Origin of the sequence: Plantibacter sp. MMLR14_011, assembly GCF_001865025.1 — a bacterium.
GTDB classification, from domain to species: Bacteria; Actinomycetota; Actinomycetes; order Actinomycetales; family Microbacteriaceae; genus Plantibacter; species Plantibacter flavus_A.
The window spans coordinates 25,985-41,224 of record NZ_MJGW01000009.1; the positions used below are offsets into that span (position 1 = coordinate 25,985).

At 70.4% G+C, this 15,240-nt stretch carries 18 protein-coding genes; 8 read left to right on the plus strand and 10 right to left on the minus strand.

The features are described 5' to 3' along the window. The first annotated feature begins 99 nt into the window (after positions 1–99). The 4 genes from BIU99_RS06650 (at position 100) to BIU99_RS06665 (ending at position 4,366) form a co-directional block, all read left to right on the plus strand. Positions 100–2,775 carry a glycoside hydrolase family 78 protein gene (locus BIU99_RS06650; RefSeq protein WP_071260407.1) on the plus strand — a complete coding sequence of 892 codons (2,676 nt, stop codon included), beginning with the start codon at positions 100–102 and terminating at the stop codon, positions 2,773–2,775. A 5-nt stretch (positions 2,776–2,780) separates the two neighbouring features. Next, the gene (locus tag BIU99_RS06655) at positions 2,781–3,794 is read left to right on the plus strand and encodes an LLM class flavin-dependent oxidoreductase (protein ID WP_083397229.1); all 1,014 of its coding nucleotides are present in this window, start codon (positions 2,781–2,783) and stop codon (positions 3,792–3,794) included. A 63-nt stretch (positions 3,795–3,857) separates the two neighbouring features. Beyond that, positions 3,858–4,109, plus strand: a complete 252-nt coding sequence (locus BIU99_RS06660; RefSeq protein WP_071260409.1) for a type II toxin-antitoxin system Phd/YefM family antitoxin — start codon at positions 3,858–3,860, stop codon at positions 4,107–4,109. After that, entirely contained in the window at positions 4,106–4,366 is a 261-nt protein-coding gene (locus tag BIU99_RS06665) for a Txe/YoeB family addiction module toxin (RefSeq protein ID WP_071260410.1), read from the plus strand. The genes BIU99_RS06660 and BIU99_RS06665 overlap by 4 nt, the downstream gene beginning before the upstream one ends. Before the next feature lie 75 nt (positions 4,367–4,441). Here BIU99_RS06665 and BIU99_RS06670 read toward each other — a convergent pair whose 3' ends face one another. Further along, positions 4,442–5,335 (minus strand): SDR family oxidoreductase, encoded by an 894-nt coding sequence (locus tag BIU99_RS06670; protein WP_071260411.1) that lies wholly within the window; start codon positions 5,333–5,335, stop codon positions 4,442–4,444. A 78-nt stretch (positions 5,336–5,413) separates the two neighbouring features. Here BIU99_RS06670 and BIU99_RS06675 point away from each other — a divergent pair, with 78 nt between their 5' ends. Next, positions 5,414–5,974 (plus strand): TetR family transcriptional regulator, encoded by a 561-nt coding sequence (locus BIU99_RS06675; protein ID WP_071260412.1) that lies wholly within the window; start codon positions 5,414–5,416, stop codon positions 5,972–5,974. 46 nt (positions 5,975–6,020) lie between these two features. Here the strand turns inward: BIU99_RS06675 and BIU99_RS06680 are convergent, their stop codons facing one another. Both BIU99_RS06680 and BIU99_RS06685 read right to left on the minus strand, forming a co-directional pair. Next, positions 6,021–6,689, minus strand: coding sequence for a hypothetical protein (locus BIU99_RS06680; RefSeq protein WP_071260413.1), 669 nt, complete (start codon positions 6,687–6,689; stop codon positions 6,021–6,023). A gap of 9 nt (positions 6,690–6,698) precedes the next feature. Continuing rightward, a complete protein-coding gene (locus BIU99_RS06685; protein ID WP_071260414.1) occupies positions 6,699–7,067 on the minus strand; it encodes a DUF952 domain-containing protein in 369 nt (122 codons plus the stop codon). Between the two features lie 44 nt (positions 7,068–7,111). On the opposite strand from BIU99_RS06685, the gene BIU99_RS06690 reads away from it, so the two are divergent. Continuing rightward, entirely contained in the window at positions 7,112–7,699 is a 588-nt protein-coding gene (locus BIU99_RS06690; protein WP_071260415.1) for a TetR/AcrR family transcriptional regulator, read from the plus strand. Here BIU99_RS06690 and BIU99_RS06695 read toward each other — a convergent pair. From BIU99_RS06695 to BIU99_RS06710, 4 genes are all read right to left on the minus strand, one after another. Next, a complete protein-coding gene (locus BIU99_RS06695) occupies positions 7,687–7,938 on the minus strand; it encodes a type II toxin-antitoxin system RelE/ParE family toxin (RefSeq protein ID WP_217634977.1) in 252 nt (83 codons plus the stop codon). The two genes, BIU99_RS06690 and BIU99_RS06695, sit on opposite strands and share 13 nt — an antisense overlap. An 8-nt stretch (positions 7,939–7,946) precedes the next feature. Further along, positions 7,947–8,210, minus strand: a complete 264-nt coding sequence (locus BIU99_RS06700) for a type II toxin-antitoxin system Phd/YefM family antitoxin (protein ID WP_064295726.1) — start codon at positions 8,208–8,210, stop codon at positions 7,947–7,949. 81 nt (positions 8,211–8,291) lie between these two features. Beyond that, a complete protein-coding gene (locus BIU99_RS06705) occupies positions 8,292–9,638 on the minus strand; it encodes a carboxylesterase family protein (protein ID WP_071260417.1) in 1,347 nt (448 codons plus the stop codon). 92 nt (positions 9,639–9,730) lie between these two features. Then, complete coding sequence (locus tag BIU99_RS06710; RefSeq protein ID WP_071260418.1) at positions 9,731–10,660, minus strand: C40 family peptidase; 930 nt, start codon at positions 10,658–10,660, stop codon at positions 9,731–9,733. 262 nt (positions 10,661–10,922) lie between these two features. On the opposite strand from BIU99_RS06710, the gene BIU99_RS06715 reads away from it, so the two are divergent. Next, on the plus strand, positions 10,923–11,249 hold the full coding sequence (locus tag BIU99_RS06715; protein ID WP_064295724.1) for a hypothetical protein: 327 nt from the start codon (positions 10,923–10,925) through the stop codon (positions 11,247–11,249). Continuing rightward, positions 11,246–11,677 (plus strand): type II toxin-antitoxin system VapC family toxin, encoded by a 432-nt coding sequence (locus tag BIU99_RS06720; RefSeq protein WP_071260419.1) that lies wholly within the window; start codon positions 11,246–11,248, stop codon positions 11,675–11,677. The genes BIU99_RS06715 and BIU99_RS06720 overlap by 4 nt, the downstream gene beginning before the upstream one ends. An 18-nt stretch (positions 11,678–11,695) precedes the next feature. Here the strand turns inward: BIU99_RS06720 and BIU99_RS06725 are convergent, their stop codons facing one another. The 3 genes from BIU99_RS06725 to BIU99_RS06735 all read right to left on the minus strand — a co-directional run bounded on the left by BIU99_RS06725 (position 11,696) and on the right by BIU99_RS06735 (position 15,056). Next, positions 11,696–12,727, minus strand: a complete 1,032-nt coding sequence (locus tag BIU99_RS06725; RefSeq protein ID WP_175484362.1) for a LacI family DNA-binding transcriptional regulator — start codon at positions 12,725–12,727, stop codon at positions 11,696–11,698. 186 nt (positions 12,728–12,913) lie between these two features. After that, complete coding sequence (locus BIU99_RS06730) at positions 12,914–14,347, minus strand: HAMP domain-containing sensor histidine kinase (RefSeq protein WP_083397230.1); 1,434 nt, start codon at positions 14,345–14,347, stop codon at positions 12,914–12,916. 4 nt (positions 14,348–14,351) lie between these two features. Further along, positions 14,352–15,056 (minus strand): response regulator transcription factor, encoded by a 705-nt coding sequence (locus BIU99_RS06735; RefSeq protein ID WP_071260420.1) that lies wholly within the window; start codon positions 15,054–15,056, stop codon positions 14,352–14,354. Between the last annotated feature and the right edge of the window lie 184 nt (positions 15,057–15,240).

Below are 15,240 nucleotides of genomic sequence, written 5' to 3' on the forward strand. Positions count from 1 at the left end.
CGCATGCGAACGCTGTAGCATCTGGTTTTGAAACGTGTCAGAGTTGACCGCCGAGCGAGCTGCGACGCGCCCAGCCTGACGAAAGGACCAGCAGCCACGATGGTGACCACGAGCGCCCCCAGATTCGAGCACCTCCGCGAGGCCCGAGGGATCGGCGACGCCACCCCGAGGCTGAGCTGGACGAATCTGGCGCCCGCCGGCTGGGAGCAGCACGCCGCCGAGATCGAGATCACCCGCGACGGACGGGTCACGACCACGGGCCGGGTCGCCACCGGTGAATCCGTCCTCGTCGCCTGGCCCGCCGCTCCGCTCCGCTCGCGTGAGGTGGCATCGGTGCGCGTACGGGTGTGGGGCACCGACAGCGGCCCTGGCCAGGCGGTCGAGGTGGCCGACTGGAGCCCGGTGGCGACGGTCGAGGCCGGCCTGCTCGCACCGGGCGACTGGGTCGCGGTGCCGGTCGCAGCCGACTGGGCTGAGGAGCCGGAGAGCGACACACGTCGGCCACCGCTGTTGCGGCGGGGCTTCACCGTCGGTGCCGACCTCGTGTCGGCGCGGTTGTACCTCACAGCGCACGGTGTCTACGAGGCTGAGATCAACGGTCGTCGCGTCGGGGACGAGGCGCTCGCGCCGGGTTGGACCAGCTACGCGAGCCGACTGCGCACGGCGACGCACGATGTCACCGAGCTCCTGCACCCCGGCGACAACGCGATCGGCTCCTGGATGGGCGACGGCTGGTACCGGGGTCGACTGGGGTGGCGCGGTGGCTTCCGCAACCTGTTCGGCTCGGACCTCTCGCTCATCGCCCAGCTCGAACTCCGCTATGAGGACGGTCGCGTCGAGACCATCGCGACCGACGAGCACTGGCGCGCCTCGTTCGGCCCCATCGTCAGCTCCGGCAACTACGACGGTGAGCACTACGACGCCCGCGAGGAGCTCCCCGGATGGTCGGGGCCCGGCTTCGACGACAGCGGGTGGGCCGGCGTACGGATCGGCACACGCGACCCGGCCACCTTCGTCGCACCGCAGGGACCCCCGGTGCGCGCGACGCAGGAGGTCTCGCCGATCGCGGTCCTCACGAGCCCGAGCGGCAAGCGCATCCTCGACCTCGGCCAGAACCTCGTCGGTCGACTGCGGATCCGGGTCACCGGTCCGGCGGGCGAGACGGTCGTGATCCGGACCGCGGAGGTCATGCAGGAGGGCGAGATCTACACCCGCCCACTCCGCGAGGCGAAGGCGACCGACAGCTACACCCTCGCCGGCCACCCGGCTCCGGCGGACGGCGGTCCCGCGGAGGAGTGGGAGCCGCGGTTCACGATCCACGGTTTCCGGTACGCGGAGATCACCGGATGGCCGGGCGATCTCGACGAGGCGGTCGCGAACGGCGACGTCGTCGCGCGGGTCTACCACTCCGACCTCGAGCGGACGGGCTGGTTCGAGAGCTCCGACGAGCGGGTGGACCGCCTGCACGAGAACGTGCTCTGGAGCATGCGTGGGAACTTCGTCGACCTCCCCACCGACTGCCCGCAGCGGGACGAGCGCGTCGGCTGGACCGGCGACCTGCAGGTCTTCGCGCGCACCGCCTCGTTCCTGTACGACGTGTCGGGCATGCTCGGCTCCTGGTTGCAGGACGTCGCGGTCGAGCAGCACGAGGACGGCACCGTGCCCTGGTACGTCCCGTTCATCCCCGACGACGGCCAGTGGACGCCGAACCGACCCGGCGCCGTGTGGGGCGACGTCGCCGTCCTCACCCCGTGGGTGCTCTACGAGCGCTTCGGCGACATCGGCGTCCTCGCGGCCCAGTACGACACCGCGAAGCGGTGGGTCGACCTCGTGCACCGACTCTCCGGCCCCGACCACCTTTGGAACGAGGGGTTCCAGCTCGGCGACTGGCTCGACCCGGCCGCACCACCGGATCGGCCGGCGGAGTCGCTCACCGACCGCCACCTCGTCGCCACCGCCTACTCGGCCTGGTCCACGGCGCACCTCGCGAAGACCGCCGCCGTGCTCGGTCGCATCGACGACGCCGAGCACTACGCCGAGCTCGCTGAGGCGACCCGCCGGGCGTTCCTCGCGGAGTACGTCGGCGAAGACGGGCTGATGACCAGTGACGCGCAGACCGCGTACTCGCTCGCGATCGCGTTCGAGCTCCTGCCGGACCCGGCAGCAGTGGACCGTGCCGGCGAGCGGTTGAGCGCCCTCGTCGCCGCCGCCGGCAACCGCATCGCGACGGGCTTCGTCGGGACGCCGATCGTCAGCGACGCGCTCACGACGTCGGGCCATCTCGACCGCGCCTACGACCTGCTGCTCGAGGACGAGTGCCCGTCCTGGCTGTATGCGGTGGGCCAGGGAGCGACCACGATCTGGGAGCGCTGGGACAGCATGTTGCCCGACGGGACCGTGAACCCGGGGCAGATGACCTCGTTCAACCACTACGCGCTCGGAGCGGTGGCCGACTGGCTGCACCGGGTCGTCGCCGGCATCGCTCCGTCCGCACCCGGCTACCGCTCGATCCTGTTCCGGCCCCGACCCGGCGGTGGGCTCACCCACGCCTCGGCCGTGCACCTGACGCCCTACGGTCGGGCGTCGATCGTTTGGCGGATCGAGGCTGACACGCTGCACGTCGAGGTCGAGGTGCCCACGGGGACGACGGCCGTCGTCGACCTGCCGGGCGCCGAGCCGGTGTCGGTGACGAGCGGTACGCACCGCTTCGAGGTGACGGTCGGGACGGTAGACGATCCATTCAGAGGAATAGAACCGCTCCGCGCGACGCTGTAGTCAGCGTGAAGAAGATCGGGTTCCTGTCCTTCGGACACTGGCAAGACGTTCCGGGCTCCAGTGTGCGCACCGGGCGTGACGCACTGCTGCAGAGCATCGACCTCGCGGTCGCGGCGGAGGAGGTCGGCGTCGACGGCGCCTACGTGCGCGTGCACCACTTCGCCCGGCAGCTCGCGTCACCGTTCCCACTGCTGGCGGCGATGGCGGCGAAGACCTCGACGATCGAACTCGGCACCGGTGTCATCGACATGCGGTACGAGAACCCGCTCTACATGGCCGAGGAGGCGGCGGCAACCGACCTCATCAGCGACGGCCGCCTGCAGCTCGGCGTGAGCCGTGGATCACCCGAGACGGCCCTCCGCGGGTCGGAGTCCTTCGGCTACGTGCCGGGCGACGATGAGACCGACGCGGACATCGCCCGCTCGCACACCGAGGTGTTCCGGGCGGCCATCGCCGGAGCCGGTGTGGCCCGCGCGAACCCGCAGATGACGGGGACCAACGGCCTGCTCGCGATCCAGCCGCAGTCGCCGGAGCTCGGCGAGCGCATCTGGTGGGGTGCCGGCTCGCGGTCCACCGCGGTGTGGACGGCGGAGCAGGGCATGAACCTCATGTCGTCGACGCTCCTCACCGAGGACACCGGGGTGCCGTTCGACGAACTGCAGGCGGAGCAGATCCAGATGTTCCGTGACGCCTGGACCGAAGCCGGTCACGAGTGGCAGCCGCGGGTCTCCGTGAGCCGCAGCATCCTGCCGCTCATCGACGACGAGACGCGCCGCTACTTCGGTCTGCGCGCCCAGGCCGACTCGAAGGACCAGGTCGGACACCTCGACGGCGGACTCGCGCGCTTCGGCCGCAGCTTCATCGGCGAGCCCGACGTCATCGCCGCCGAGCTCGCGGCCGATGCCGCCGTGCAGGCCGCCGACACCGTCCTCGTCACTGTCCCGAACCAGCTCGGCGTCGCTTTCAACGCGCGCATCCTCGAGGCGATCGTCAAGGACATCAAGCCGTCCCTGGGGTAGCCCAAGGAGGCCAACGACGAGCTGAAGTGGTACGCTTTTCTGTACCACTCCAGGAGGCTCTTCATGTCAGCGATCACCGCGACCGACGCACGCAAGAACCTGTTCGGTCTCATCCAGCAGGTGAACGACGACCACGTCCCCGTCGAGGTCGTGTCGAAGCGGGGGAACGCGGTCCTCGTCTCGAAGGACGATTACGACGCCATGGTCGAGACGGCGTACCTGCTCCGCAACGCCAAAGGTGCCGAACGCCTCCTCGCCTCACTCGAACGCGCTCGGAACGGCGAGTTCGAGACCCACGAGCCGCTCGACGCGTGACCCGGCAGCTGGCCTTCGACCGGAGCGGCTGGGAGGACTACACGTCCTGGCAGAGCCAAGACCGCAAGACACTCAAGCGCGTCAATCTGCTCGTCCAGGACGTCCTCCGCGATCCGTTCGTCGGCATCGGCAAACCCGAGCCGTTGAAGCACATCCTCTCCGGAGCCTGGTCCCGACGGATCGACGACGCGAACCGACTCGTGTACCTGGTGACCGACACCCACATCGTCATCCTGCAAGCGCGCGACCACTACTGACGCCCGGCGCCGGGCCCTCCTGCGCACAGTCAGGGCCCGAGGCCGCGTACGAAGAGCGGTATCGGGGAGGCGACGTCATGCCGTGTACGCCCCGCCGGCGATGTCCTCCAGGAGCGTCGGCCCGGTGGGTTCCCATCCGTACGCGGCGCGGGTCGCAGTGCTGGACGCCGTCATCTCGGCGCCGAAGAAGCGCCCGATGACGCCGAAGTGCTCCACCGCGTCGTCCGGGTCGATGGATGCCGTTGGGAGGCCGAGCACCTCACCAATCGCCTCGGCTATCCGACGCGTCCGCACGCCTTCCTCACCGACGGCGTGCACTCGGGCCCCCGCAGGAGCCTGCTCGAGCGCGAAGCGCACGAGTCGGGCCGCATCACCGCGATGCACGGCGGCCCAGGAGTTCGAACCGTCGCTGAGGTAGCCGGAGACGCCCGTGCGCCGCGCGGCCGCGACGATCTGCGCGATGAAGCCATGGTCGTGGTGACCGTGCACCGTGGGCGCGAAACGAAGGGCGATGCTGCGGACCCCGCGATCCCGGTAGTCGAATGCGAGGTTCTCGCTTCCACCGCGCATCGACTCCGGCCCGACGGCTGGGTGCGGATCGGTCTCGAGTACCGGCCGGTCCGCGTCGGGTCGGAACAGTCCTGAGGCGAGACCGAGCGTCTTCCCGGAGCCGACGAGCGCTTGGGCGAGCGCCTCGACCGCCGCACGCTCAGCGCGGTTCGACTCCGCAGGGTTCGACCAGTCGTGCTTGTTGGCGAGGTGGAGCGTCGCCTCGGACTCGTCGGCTCCGCGACGGAGCGACACGAGGTCGTCGAGATCATCGCGGAGGACGGTCGCCCCCTTCGCCTCGAGGGACGCCGCGGAGGCGTCGCTGCGCGCGAGGCCGAGCACCTCGTGACCCGCCGCGAGCAGCTCGTCGACGGCGGCGCTCCCGATCCAGCCGCTTGCTCCGGTAACGAACACGCGCATGATGCGCTCCTTTCATGTCAGTGAGTGACATTGACCCTAGCACCTGATGTCAGTGACTGTCATCGATAGGATGGATCCATGGCTCGTTGGCAAGCGGATACCGAGGGACGGCTCAAGCTGGCCGCCATCGAGCTGTTCGGGTCGCGCGGGTTCGAGGCCGTCACCGTGAGCGACATCGCCGCGGCCGTCGGGGTGACCGAGCGCACCTTCTTCCGCTACTTCACCGACAAACGCGAGGTGCTGTTCACGAACCAGGACGACTACCAGGCGCGATTCCTCGACGCCCTCCTCGCATCCGAGGCCACGGCGCCGATGAGCCTCGTCGAGGCCGCACTTCACGGCGGTGCGGCGTTCTTCGCGGACGAACGACGCTCCTGGTCCCGCGCGCGCCAGCGGATCGTCGACTCCAGCGCCGCACTGATGGAACGCGAGTCCCTCAAGCGCAGCTCGCTCACCGACGCCCTCACGACCGCGCTCATCGCGAAGGGCGTCGCCCCCGTGCCGGCGGCACTCGCAGCGCAGAGCGGCTCCGCAGCCTTCCACCTGGCCTTCGCCGCCTGGATCGCCGACGACGAGACGAGATCGTTCACCGAACTGCTCGACGTCGTCCTCGCCGACCTCCACCGGCTGCTCGGCTGACGCCGAAGCGACGGGGAACGGCCCCGCCTCGCGCGACGTCCGTCGCTCAGGCCTCGGCAGCCGACCACCGACGCAGATAGGGCGTTTCGCGTTGCGCCGCGAAGAAGTCGGAGACGGCCGCCGCGTTCCGTCGGACGAGCGGGTCCTGCTCCACGCCGCCGGTCGACCAACCGAAGGGGAACGGGAAGCGGTCGGCGACATGGTCCATCAGGTACCGCACGAACGTCCAGTCGTCGTCGAGCACGGCGTCGACACGACTCACGCCGCGCTCGCGGAAACCGGCCGTCCACCGACCTGCGGCGTCGCGACTGGCCGAGAACTCAGGGTCACTGAAGTACCCGACCTGCGTCGCAGTCGGCTCCGCCCAGAGCATGCCTTCGCCGCTCGACGAGGCACGGACCGCCTCGACGAGCGACACCGGGGTCCAGGCGACGGGCAGTCGCGTCAGCAGCGTCACCCCGAGGACCACAGCCGAGGGATGATCCGGCGCTCCAGTGGCCCCGTCGCCACTCGAGGCAGAACGCCGCAGAGCGCCGGCCGAGGCGATCACCGAGCACAGCGCCAGGGTCTCGGCGAACGGCCCGCCGGACGCACGACCGATCTCGGCGACATGGACGGCGAGCGCGCGATGGAACGTCTTCGATTCGTCCAGGTCGCGGAACGGTGGGACCGGGATGCGGACATCGGGGACGATCTCGGGCCACGACTTCGACATGCCCCGATGCTAGTCCGCTGCTGATCCCGCGAGCGCCGAGGGAATCTGCCAGGCGCCGGCCGCGTCGCGCTCGAGCGGGAGCTCGGCGGTGATCGCCGGGCCGGCGGTCGGCAGCGGCGCGAGGATGCGCGGTTCCGGCTCCAGAACCACCTCGATGCCTGTCGCCTGCAGCTCCTCCACGTCGAGCACGATGAGCACGAGCGGCAGCTGGAGCGATCCGTAGACGCGCTCGAGCACTTCGGGCAGCCGGTCGGCGGTCGTCGCGTGGACGAAGCCGGCGCCGACGAACGGCACGGCTCGCGTCGACACCTCGTACTCGCCGAACGGCCGACTGGCCTCCCAGTCGTCGACGATCGCGACATGCAGGATCTTGGTCATCTCCACCCTCTCCATTTAATGAGACGTTACCGTATCATTAGAGCATGGAATCGAGACGTGGTCGCCCGACGGCAGCCGAACGCGACCGCCGCCGCGACGCGATCCTCGACGCCGCCATCCGCCGGTTCACCGAGCACGGGTACGGCGGGACGACGATCGAGGCGATCGCCGCCGACGCGGGCGTGACGAAGCGGACGATCTACACCTGGTTCGGTGACCTCGCCGGCGTGCTGACGGCGGCGGTCGAACGCCAGCACGGGTACCTCCTCGCGGCCGACGAGCCAGGCTCCGAGGCGGAGCCTCTCGAGGACGCGGCTACCCGACTGGTCATCGCGCTGCACTCGGACGTCTCGGTCGCGCTGCACCGACTCGTGATCGCGGAGTCTCCGCGCTTCCCCGAGGTCGCCGCCGGTTTTTACGCGGCCGGCCCGGCCCGCTCGATCGCGTTCCTCTCCGGCCACGTCGGCGAGCGGGCGGAGCAGCTCTACACCCTGCTCCTCGGCGAACCGCATCGACGCAGGCTGCTCGGCCTGGCCGCTGCGCCGACACCCGATGGAGCCCGGGAACACGCCCGCGCGTGCCTGGCACTGGTCTCCAGGAGGAGCCACCCACCGCGCGCTCAGCGGTCGTAGACCTCGCGACGGTGCGCGATCCGGAACACGGTCACCAGCACGACACCATCCAGGATTTCGTAGAGGACGCGATAATCGCCGACCCGAATCCGCCATGCGTTCTCGAACCCAACCAGCTTGCGCACACCAGTCGGTCGAGGATCAGCCTCCAGCTCACCGATGGCGAGGAGCAGCCGTCGCCGCAATTGGGGATCGAGTTTCCTGAACTCACGAGCGGCAGCGGAGGTGAACTCGACCACGTACCTCGTCAAGCGTCGAGCTCGGCGCGCAGCTCGTCGAGTGAAACGCGGGTTCCGTCGTCTTCAGCCCGAGCCGCCCGGAACTCCGCCTCGTCTCGTGCCGCCTCGAAAGACTCCAGCAGTTCGAGGTCCTCAACACTGATGACCACCGCGGCGAGCTTCCCGTGCCTCGTCACACCGATCCGCTCGTGCGCATAGCCGACCCGCCCGAAGACGTCTGCGAGGCCTTCACGAAGATCTCGCGTCGAGAGGGAGTGGGTGATCGTGTTCATCGCACCATGGTATCAAACTGTGTACACAATTACATCTGTTCACAGATGGGGTATTCAGGGCATCAGCGTCCGGAAGTACGCTCAGCGGTCAAGCGTCACCACGTCGCTCAGGCCTGCGGTCGCGTCGGCGGCCAGGACGCCGTCACGCGCGAAGTCGGCCCACATCTGACGCAGGAAACGTCCGCGTCGATCGACCTCCTCCCAGGTCGCCGAGCCGATGAGCGCCGTCCGGCTCCACGATCGTTCGGTCCCGAGGAGAAGCGGCAGATCGGTGACATGGGACGCTCCGTAAGGACTACCGGGCGGCGCCCAGCTGAGCTCGTACCGCGTCGCTCGACCGCCCGACGCGCGATGCCGTTCGACGAACTTCCGGGCGTCGCGGGTGTAGGTCACGTGCGTGGTCGCGCCGACGAGCGCCCGCCGGATGGGGTCACCGACGAGCGGCGCCGAGGTCATGCGGGCGAAGGCCGGAATGAGCGGCACGTACAGCCGGGTCTCCTCCGTCGTCGAGCCGATGAGCACGTCGATGCGCGACGCCGCCTCACGCCAGGCGGCGTCGCGGTCGGCCTCCGCCGGAAGCGGCTCGTGACCGTACTGGGTGCCGAACGCCATGCCTCCGCGCAGTCCGAACCGACGAGCGGCTCGCTCCACCCGCTCCTCGAGCGCCAGCAACTCGACCACCGGCGTGTCCCGTGTCGGGCTGCCCGCCGCTCGCATCATCGCGCTCGCCATCTTGGCGCGCCCACTGCTGATGCCGAGGGGCGCGCTCTGGATGATGGCGCGCTGGAAGAGCCCCGCGGTGCCGTCGCTGATCATGAGGTGCGCGATCGCATCGCCGCCCGCCGACTGCCCGAACAGCGTGACCGACGCCGGATCGCCACCGAACGCGCCGATGTGCTCGTGGATCCACCGGAGCGCGAGGACGAGGTCCAGCAGGCCGAGGTTCGCCGGCAGCGTCTCACCGTCACCGAGGAAGCCGAGGATCCCGAGCCGGTACGTGACCGACACCACGATGACCCGCTGCTCGACGACCAGGCTGATCGGATCGTAGACGTCGAGGTCGCCGGCGCCCGTGACGTAGGCACCACCGTGGATCCACACCATCACCGGCAGCGACTCGTCCGGCCGGGCGTCCGCAGGGATCGTGATCGAGAGCGCCTGGCAGTCCTCGGAGTCGACCATGCCCTCACCGGCGCCCTCGAGGACGGCCTCGAGCACCCGCGAGGAGCGCTGCGGTGAAGCAGGCGCCCGCTCGAAGGCCCGGAACGGCACTGGATCGCCGTCGGAGCCGACGGGAAGACCGATCTGCTCCGGCACCTCGAAGCGACCAGCACGCGCGTACGGGATGCCGCGAGCTCGTACCACCGCGCCGTCGACCCGCCCCAGGATCGTGCCGAGGGAGGTCTCGAAGCCGCGTGCGTCACTCATCGCTCCACGGTATCCGTCGCTCCGGCTGAGTTGCCCGGAATTGTGCGTATTTGCGGTGAAAACGCACCGTTCTGGGCGACTCAGCGCTCGGCCTACGGGATGCGGATGTAGACCGGATCTCCCCAGATCGTCAGACGGTGCTGGACGTAGCGACCCCAGTCGGGAGAGTCGTACATGCCGCCCGCGCCGTCGTAGATCGCGATGTGACCTTCCGGCCAGTAGAGCAGGTCACCGGCGACGGCCTCCGACGCCGAGATCTGCACGCCCGATGCGGCCTGCGCACCGGCACCGCGAGGCAGGGACACACCGAACGCCGCGAAGACGTACTGCACGTAGCCGTCGCAGGCGAAGCTGTCGGACGGGTCGTTGCCGTTGCCGTAGGGGACGACGCCGACGAACTGCGCCGCGTAGGCGAGGATCGCCTCGCCGGATCGGGCGACGGCTGGGGCCGCGTAGGTGCGTCCCGCCGAAGCCGACGCGGACGACGAGGAGGCGGCGGATGCACTCGCGGCCGCCTCGGCTGCGGCAGCTGCGGCGGCGGCCGAGGCAGCGTCGACCTCCTCCTGGCTGGTCGCGCCGTAGCCGTCGCGCACGAAGGGCACATCGGTTGCGGCCGACGGCACGGAGTACGACACCGACTGCATCGTCGCCGCAGACGGGATCGCGCCACCGGTGGCCGCATCGACGTCGACGCCGGCAGCGGCCGCCGGCAGTGACACCGACACGAAGAGCCCGGTTGCGAGCGTCATGACGCCGAACGTGGCGAACGGCTTGGCGCGCTTCGCGAAGGAGCTCTTGGCGCGCGGGGCCGAGGGCCGCTTGGCGGGCACGAGGTCGACGTGACGTCGCTCCTCCTCGGCGGAGGCGGTCCAGCTGGCGTCCTCGAGGCGAGCCGCGCGACGGGCGGCCCGCGGGCTGAGGGCCACGTGGCGGCCGCCGGTCCGACCGGGGGCCGCGGGGGTTGCGGCCGGAGTGTTCGGGTCGCGGCGCTCGAGGGCGCGCGCAGGGGTGGTGCTGGTCATGTGCGGGGTACCGTCCTGGGTCTCGGTCGCGTCGGGGGCGCGCTCGGTTCATGCTCGGTGGGTGCAGCATCGCCTCGGCAGAGCCGTCCCTCGATGACCGCGGTCGACCGGTTGCCCGATCCGAGGAAGGCGAAACGGCCACCCTACGTGGGCCTCCCTGAAAGGAACCTCCGCTCGGCGTGGCCTGTGGAGGACCGATGAAGCCGGACCCACTGTCCTGCTAGCATCGTGCTAGCACTCCATTTCCACGAGAGGTGACGACATGCCCACAGTGACCGTCCGCAATCTCGACGACGACACGAAGCGCGGTCTGCAACAGCTCGGCGCCTTGCACGGACGATCCATGGAAGCGGAGATCCGGGCGATCCTCGCCGCGGCTGTCAGGACGACGACGCCTGAAGACCTCCGCGCCGCCTCGGCCGCAGACATCGACCGACCCGGGCTGGCGGAGCGTATTCATCAGCGCTTCGTCGACCTCCACCTCGACGGTGAACTCGTCATCGAACTGCCCGAGCGCACCACGACCGTCCGACCGAATCCGTTCGAGGACGCTGCGAGCGCCGACGCGGATGACCAGACCCCGAGGTGATCGTCCTCGACACGAACGTCGTCTCGGAACTGTTCAGACCACGGCCCGACCCGACGGTGGTCCGGTGGCTCGATCGGCAGGACGAGGCCGCCCTCCACCTCACGGCGATGACCGCTGCCGAGCTCCTCGAAGGAGCCCTGCGCCTCCCTGCAGGCGCTCGCCGATCGACGCTCGTCGGGGCCATGGCGACCGTGCTCGATGCCGACTTCGCAGGGCGCGTCCTCCCCTTTTCTGCGGAAGCCGCGCTCGACTACGCGGAGCTCATGACGACGCGACGCCGCTCCGGCAACCCGATCGGACCTCAGGATGCGATCATCGCGGCCATCGCGAGATCCTCCGACGCCGCGCTCGCGACGCGGAACACGCGCGACTTCGCGGGTGTCGGTCTCCGCCTCATCGACCCGTGGGTCCCCGACCACCCGGCGTGACGCAGGGTGGCACCAGACTCAGGCCGGGTCGACGCCGACCGTCGATTGCCGGACGACGAGCTCCGGTTGGAAGATGATCTGCTCGGGCACGCGTCGAGCGCCCGCGTCCGCCTCACGGAGCAGGAGCTCGACGGCGGTGTGGCCGATGAGCGCGCTCGGCTGACGGATCGACGACAGTGGGACGACCGCCGCCGACGCGAAGTCGATGTCGTCGTACCCGATCAGCGCGATGTCGTCCGGCACGCGCACCGAACCGAGCATGCTGAACGCCTGCAGGACCCCCATCGCGAGGAGGTCGTTGGCCGCGAACACCGCGTCGGGCCACTCGTCGCGAGGACGGTTCCGGATGGTCTCGCCCGCGGAACGGCCCTGCAGCACCGTCAACGCGGTGGTCTCCAGGACCTCGAGGGTCACCTCGGCACCACCTGCCGCGGCTGCATCGACCGCCTGGCGCGCACCGGCGAGCCGATCGACGACCTGACGGAGCGAAGACGGACCACCCACGACCGCGATGCGACGCCGTCCGAGTCCGATGAGGTGCTCGACCGCGAGCCGTCCGCCCGCGACGTCGTCGACGGCGACCGATGAGAAGCTCGTGTCATCGGTCTGCCGGTCGACGAGGACCGTCGGCGTCCCGCGGTCGCGCAGCCGGCCGAGCCGGGTGAGATCGTCGCCGAGCGGCGTGATCAGGACGCCGGCGACCCGCTGCTCCTCGAAGAGGTCGAGGTAGGCGCGCTCGCGGTCGATGCTCTCGTCGCTGTTGCCGAGGAGGACCGACCACCCCTCGGCATCGGCTCGATCCTCGGCGCCGCGGGCGACGTCGGTGAAGAACGGGTTGCCGACGTCGAGCACGACGAGGCCGACACTGCGGCTGCGACCAGCCCGGAGCTGGCGGGCCGCGTCGTTCCGGACGAAGCCGAGCTCGTCGATCGCCGCGTGGACGCGGTCGACCGTGACGGGCGAGACCTTCTCGGGGCGGTTCAGCACGTTGGAGACGGTCCCGACCGAGACGCCGGCTCTCGCCGCGACGTCCTTCACGCTCGCGCTCACGGCTCCCCTTCGCCTGTCGGGCCCGCCGGGTGACGCCGGACGGGCTGGCTCATTGTTGCACGCAGGGCCTCCTCGCGCCCGCGCGGTCGGCTGCCCCGGTCGTCTCCGTCCCCGACTCAGGAGTTCCCCGGCGCGGCGCCCCCGCCCGCCCCGACACACCGGGCGACTCCTGCGAACGGGCGACGATCAGGCAGGATCGCCCGGCCTGGCCGACGCGGCGGGCAAGGTGACGACGACCTCGAGACCGTGGCCGGGACGGTTGTGGAGCACGATCTCCCCACCCGCGTTGCGCGCGATGGCGGCGACGATCGCGAGCCCGAGACCGGAACCGTGCCCGGAGGACCGCGTCGCGTCCGAGCGACTGAACCGCTCGAGCGCCCGCGGTTCGAAGGCCGGGTCGAGCCCTCCCGCGTTGTCCGACACCCGCAGCGTGAGCTGACCACCGTCGTCGTCGAGCATGACCGACACCCGGCGCGGAGCACCCCCGCGCTCGGTGAACGCCTGCAGCGCGTTCCCTGCGAGGTTGTCGACGACCCGGCCGACCTCGTCGGCGCGCACGGCGTACACCGCCGCGCCGTCCCCCGGCCCGCTCTCCGCGATCGCACTCACGTACTCGACCTCGATCCCGGCCAGCGCGTCGTCCGCGGCGACCCGGAACCGTGCGCGCTCGACCGCTTCGAGCACGTCGGCCTCCAGCCTGGCCGCGCTCGTCCGCTCCTCCGGCGTCGCCGCCTCGATGCGGGACAACTCGAGCAGCGAGGTGACGAGCGCCGACAGCCGCGTCGCACTGCGCTCGGCCCCCTCGATGTCGGCGAGCAGTTGCTCGCGCGACGAGTCCTCGAGGCGCGCGAGTTCGAGCTGGGTGCGGAGGATCGCGAGCGGCGTCCGGAGCTCGTGACTCGCGTCGGACACGAGCTGCCGTTCGCGGTCGGCCGAGGCCCGCAGCCGCTCGATGAGGTCGTTGAGGGTGATCGCGAGCTGCGCGATCTCGTCGTCGGCACGGCCGACCGGCAGCACCTCGTCCGTCGACCGCTCGCTGAGGCTCTGCGCACTCACCCGAAGCCGGGTGACGGGCCGGAGCGACACCGTCGTCAGGATCCATCCGCCGGCCGCCACACCGAGGACGAGGAGCGCGAAGGACCCGACGAGGAGGAGCCGCATCTGGACGAGGACGGTCGTCTCCTCGGCCTCGTCGCGCCCGGCGATGACGTACCAGGTGTCGCCACCGACGGTCACGGGCTGCGACAACAGGATGTAGGTGGCGGCACCGGCGTCGACCGTGGTGACCTCCCGCGTCGCAGCGAGCGCCGGGAGCGGCGCGGCGAGCGTCGTCGGCAGGCTGAAGACCGGGATGGAGCCGTCGGGGGCGATGACGGCGATGCGGGTCCCGAGGCCGGGCCCCTGGAGCGGGTCGTCGGGTCTCGCCTGCAGCGCGAACACGTATTGCGCGCCGTCACTGCGGAGCGCCTGGACGGTGCCGTCGCGGACGATGCGCTCCAGCTGGGCGTTGATCGCGAGCCCGGCGAAGAGCGACACGACGACGGCGATGAGCAGACTGCCCCCGGCGATCCGCGTGCGGATGCCGTGGTACCGCGTCGACCGGCGACGGTCCGCCGACACGCCCTCAGCTCCCTGCGGCGACGAGCGAGAACCCCACGCCGCGGCTCGTCACGATGCGGACGCCAGCCTCGGCCAGGTCGAGTTTGCGACGGAGACGACTGATGTACTGGTCGACGACGTTCGGGTCGATGTTGTCGAAGGTCTCCCAGACCTCCCGCAGCATGGCCGCCCGGGAGACGACGACACCCGGTTCGCTCGCGAGCACCCGGAGGACGTCGAACTCGGTCCCGCTCAGCGGCACGTCGTGGTCACCGACGCGTGCCCGGTGCCGGTGCAGGTCGAGCGTCAGCCCACCGACCTCCAAGCGCGGCTGCACGGTGAGCGCGTCCCGCCGCCGGACCGCGCGGATCCGGGCGGCGAGCTCGGCGAAGGCGAACGGCTTGATCATGTAGTCGTCGGCCCCCGCATCGAGCCCTCGGACCCGGTCGTCCACGGCGTCGCGCGCCGTGAGCAGGATCACCGCGAGCGTCGGGTCGAGGCCTTTGAGCTCGCGGCAGACGGCGAATCCGGAGAGCCCCGGGAGCATGACGTCGACGACCGCGACCTGGAAGCCCGCGTCGCCACCGGATGCCGGCGCGACCGCCTGCCGCGCGAGGTCCAGTGCGGTCGGGCCGTCGAACGCGGTCGTCACGTCGTGGCCGTCCGACCCGAGACCGCGGGAGAGGAGGCCAGCCATCTCGCGTTCGTCATCGACGACGAGGATCCGCACGGTCGTCCTCCTTCGCCATCGAGCATCCACAGCCTAGGCGAGCAGACCGGGGCGCCGTTTCTGAAGGTCCTGTCAGGAACGACCGCTTCGCCTTGCCGCCCGCGATCCGACGGCCATACAGTGCAGGTGCTCCCGACCCTGAATCGATTCACATCTCACCGGGAGCAAGCCCCTCACCGTGGAG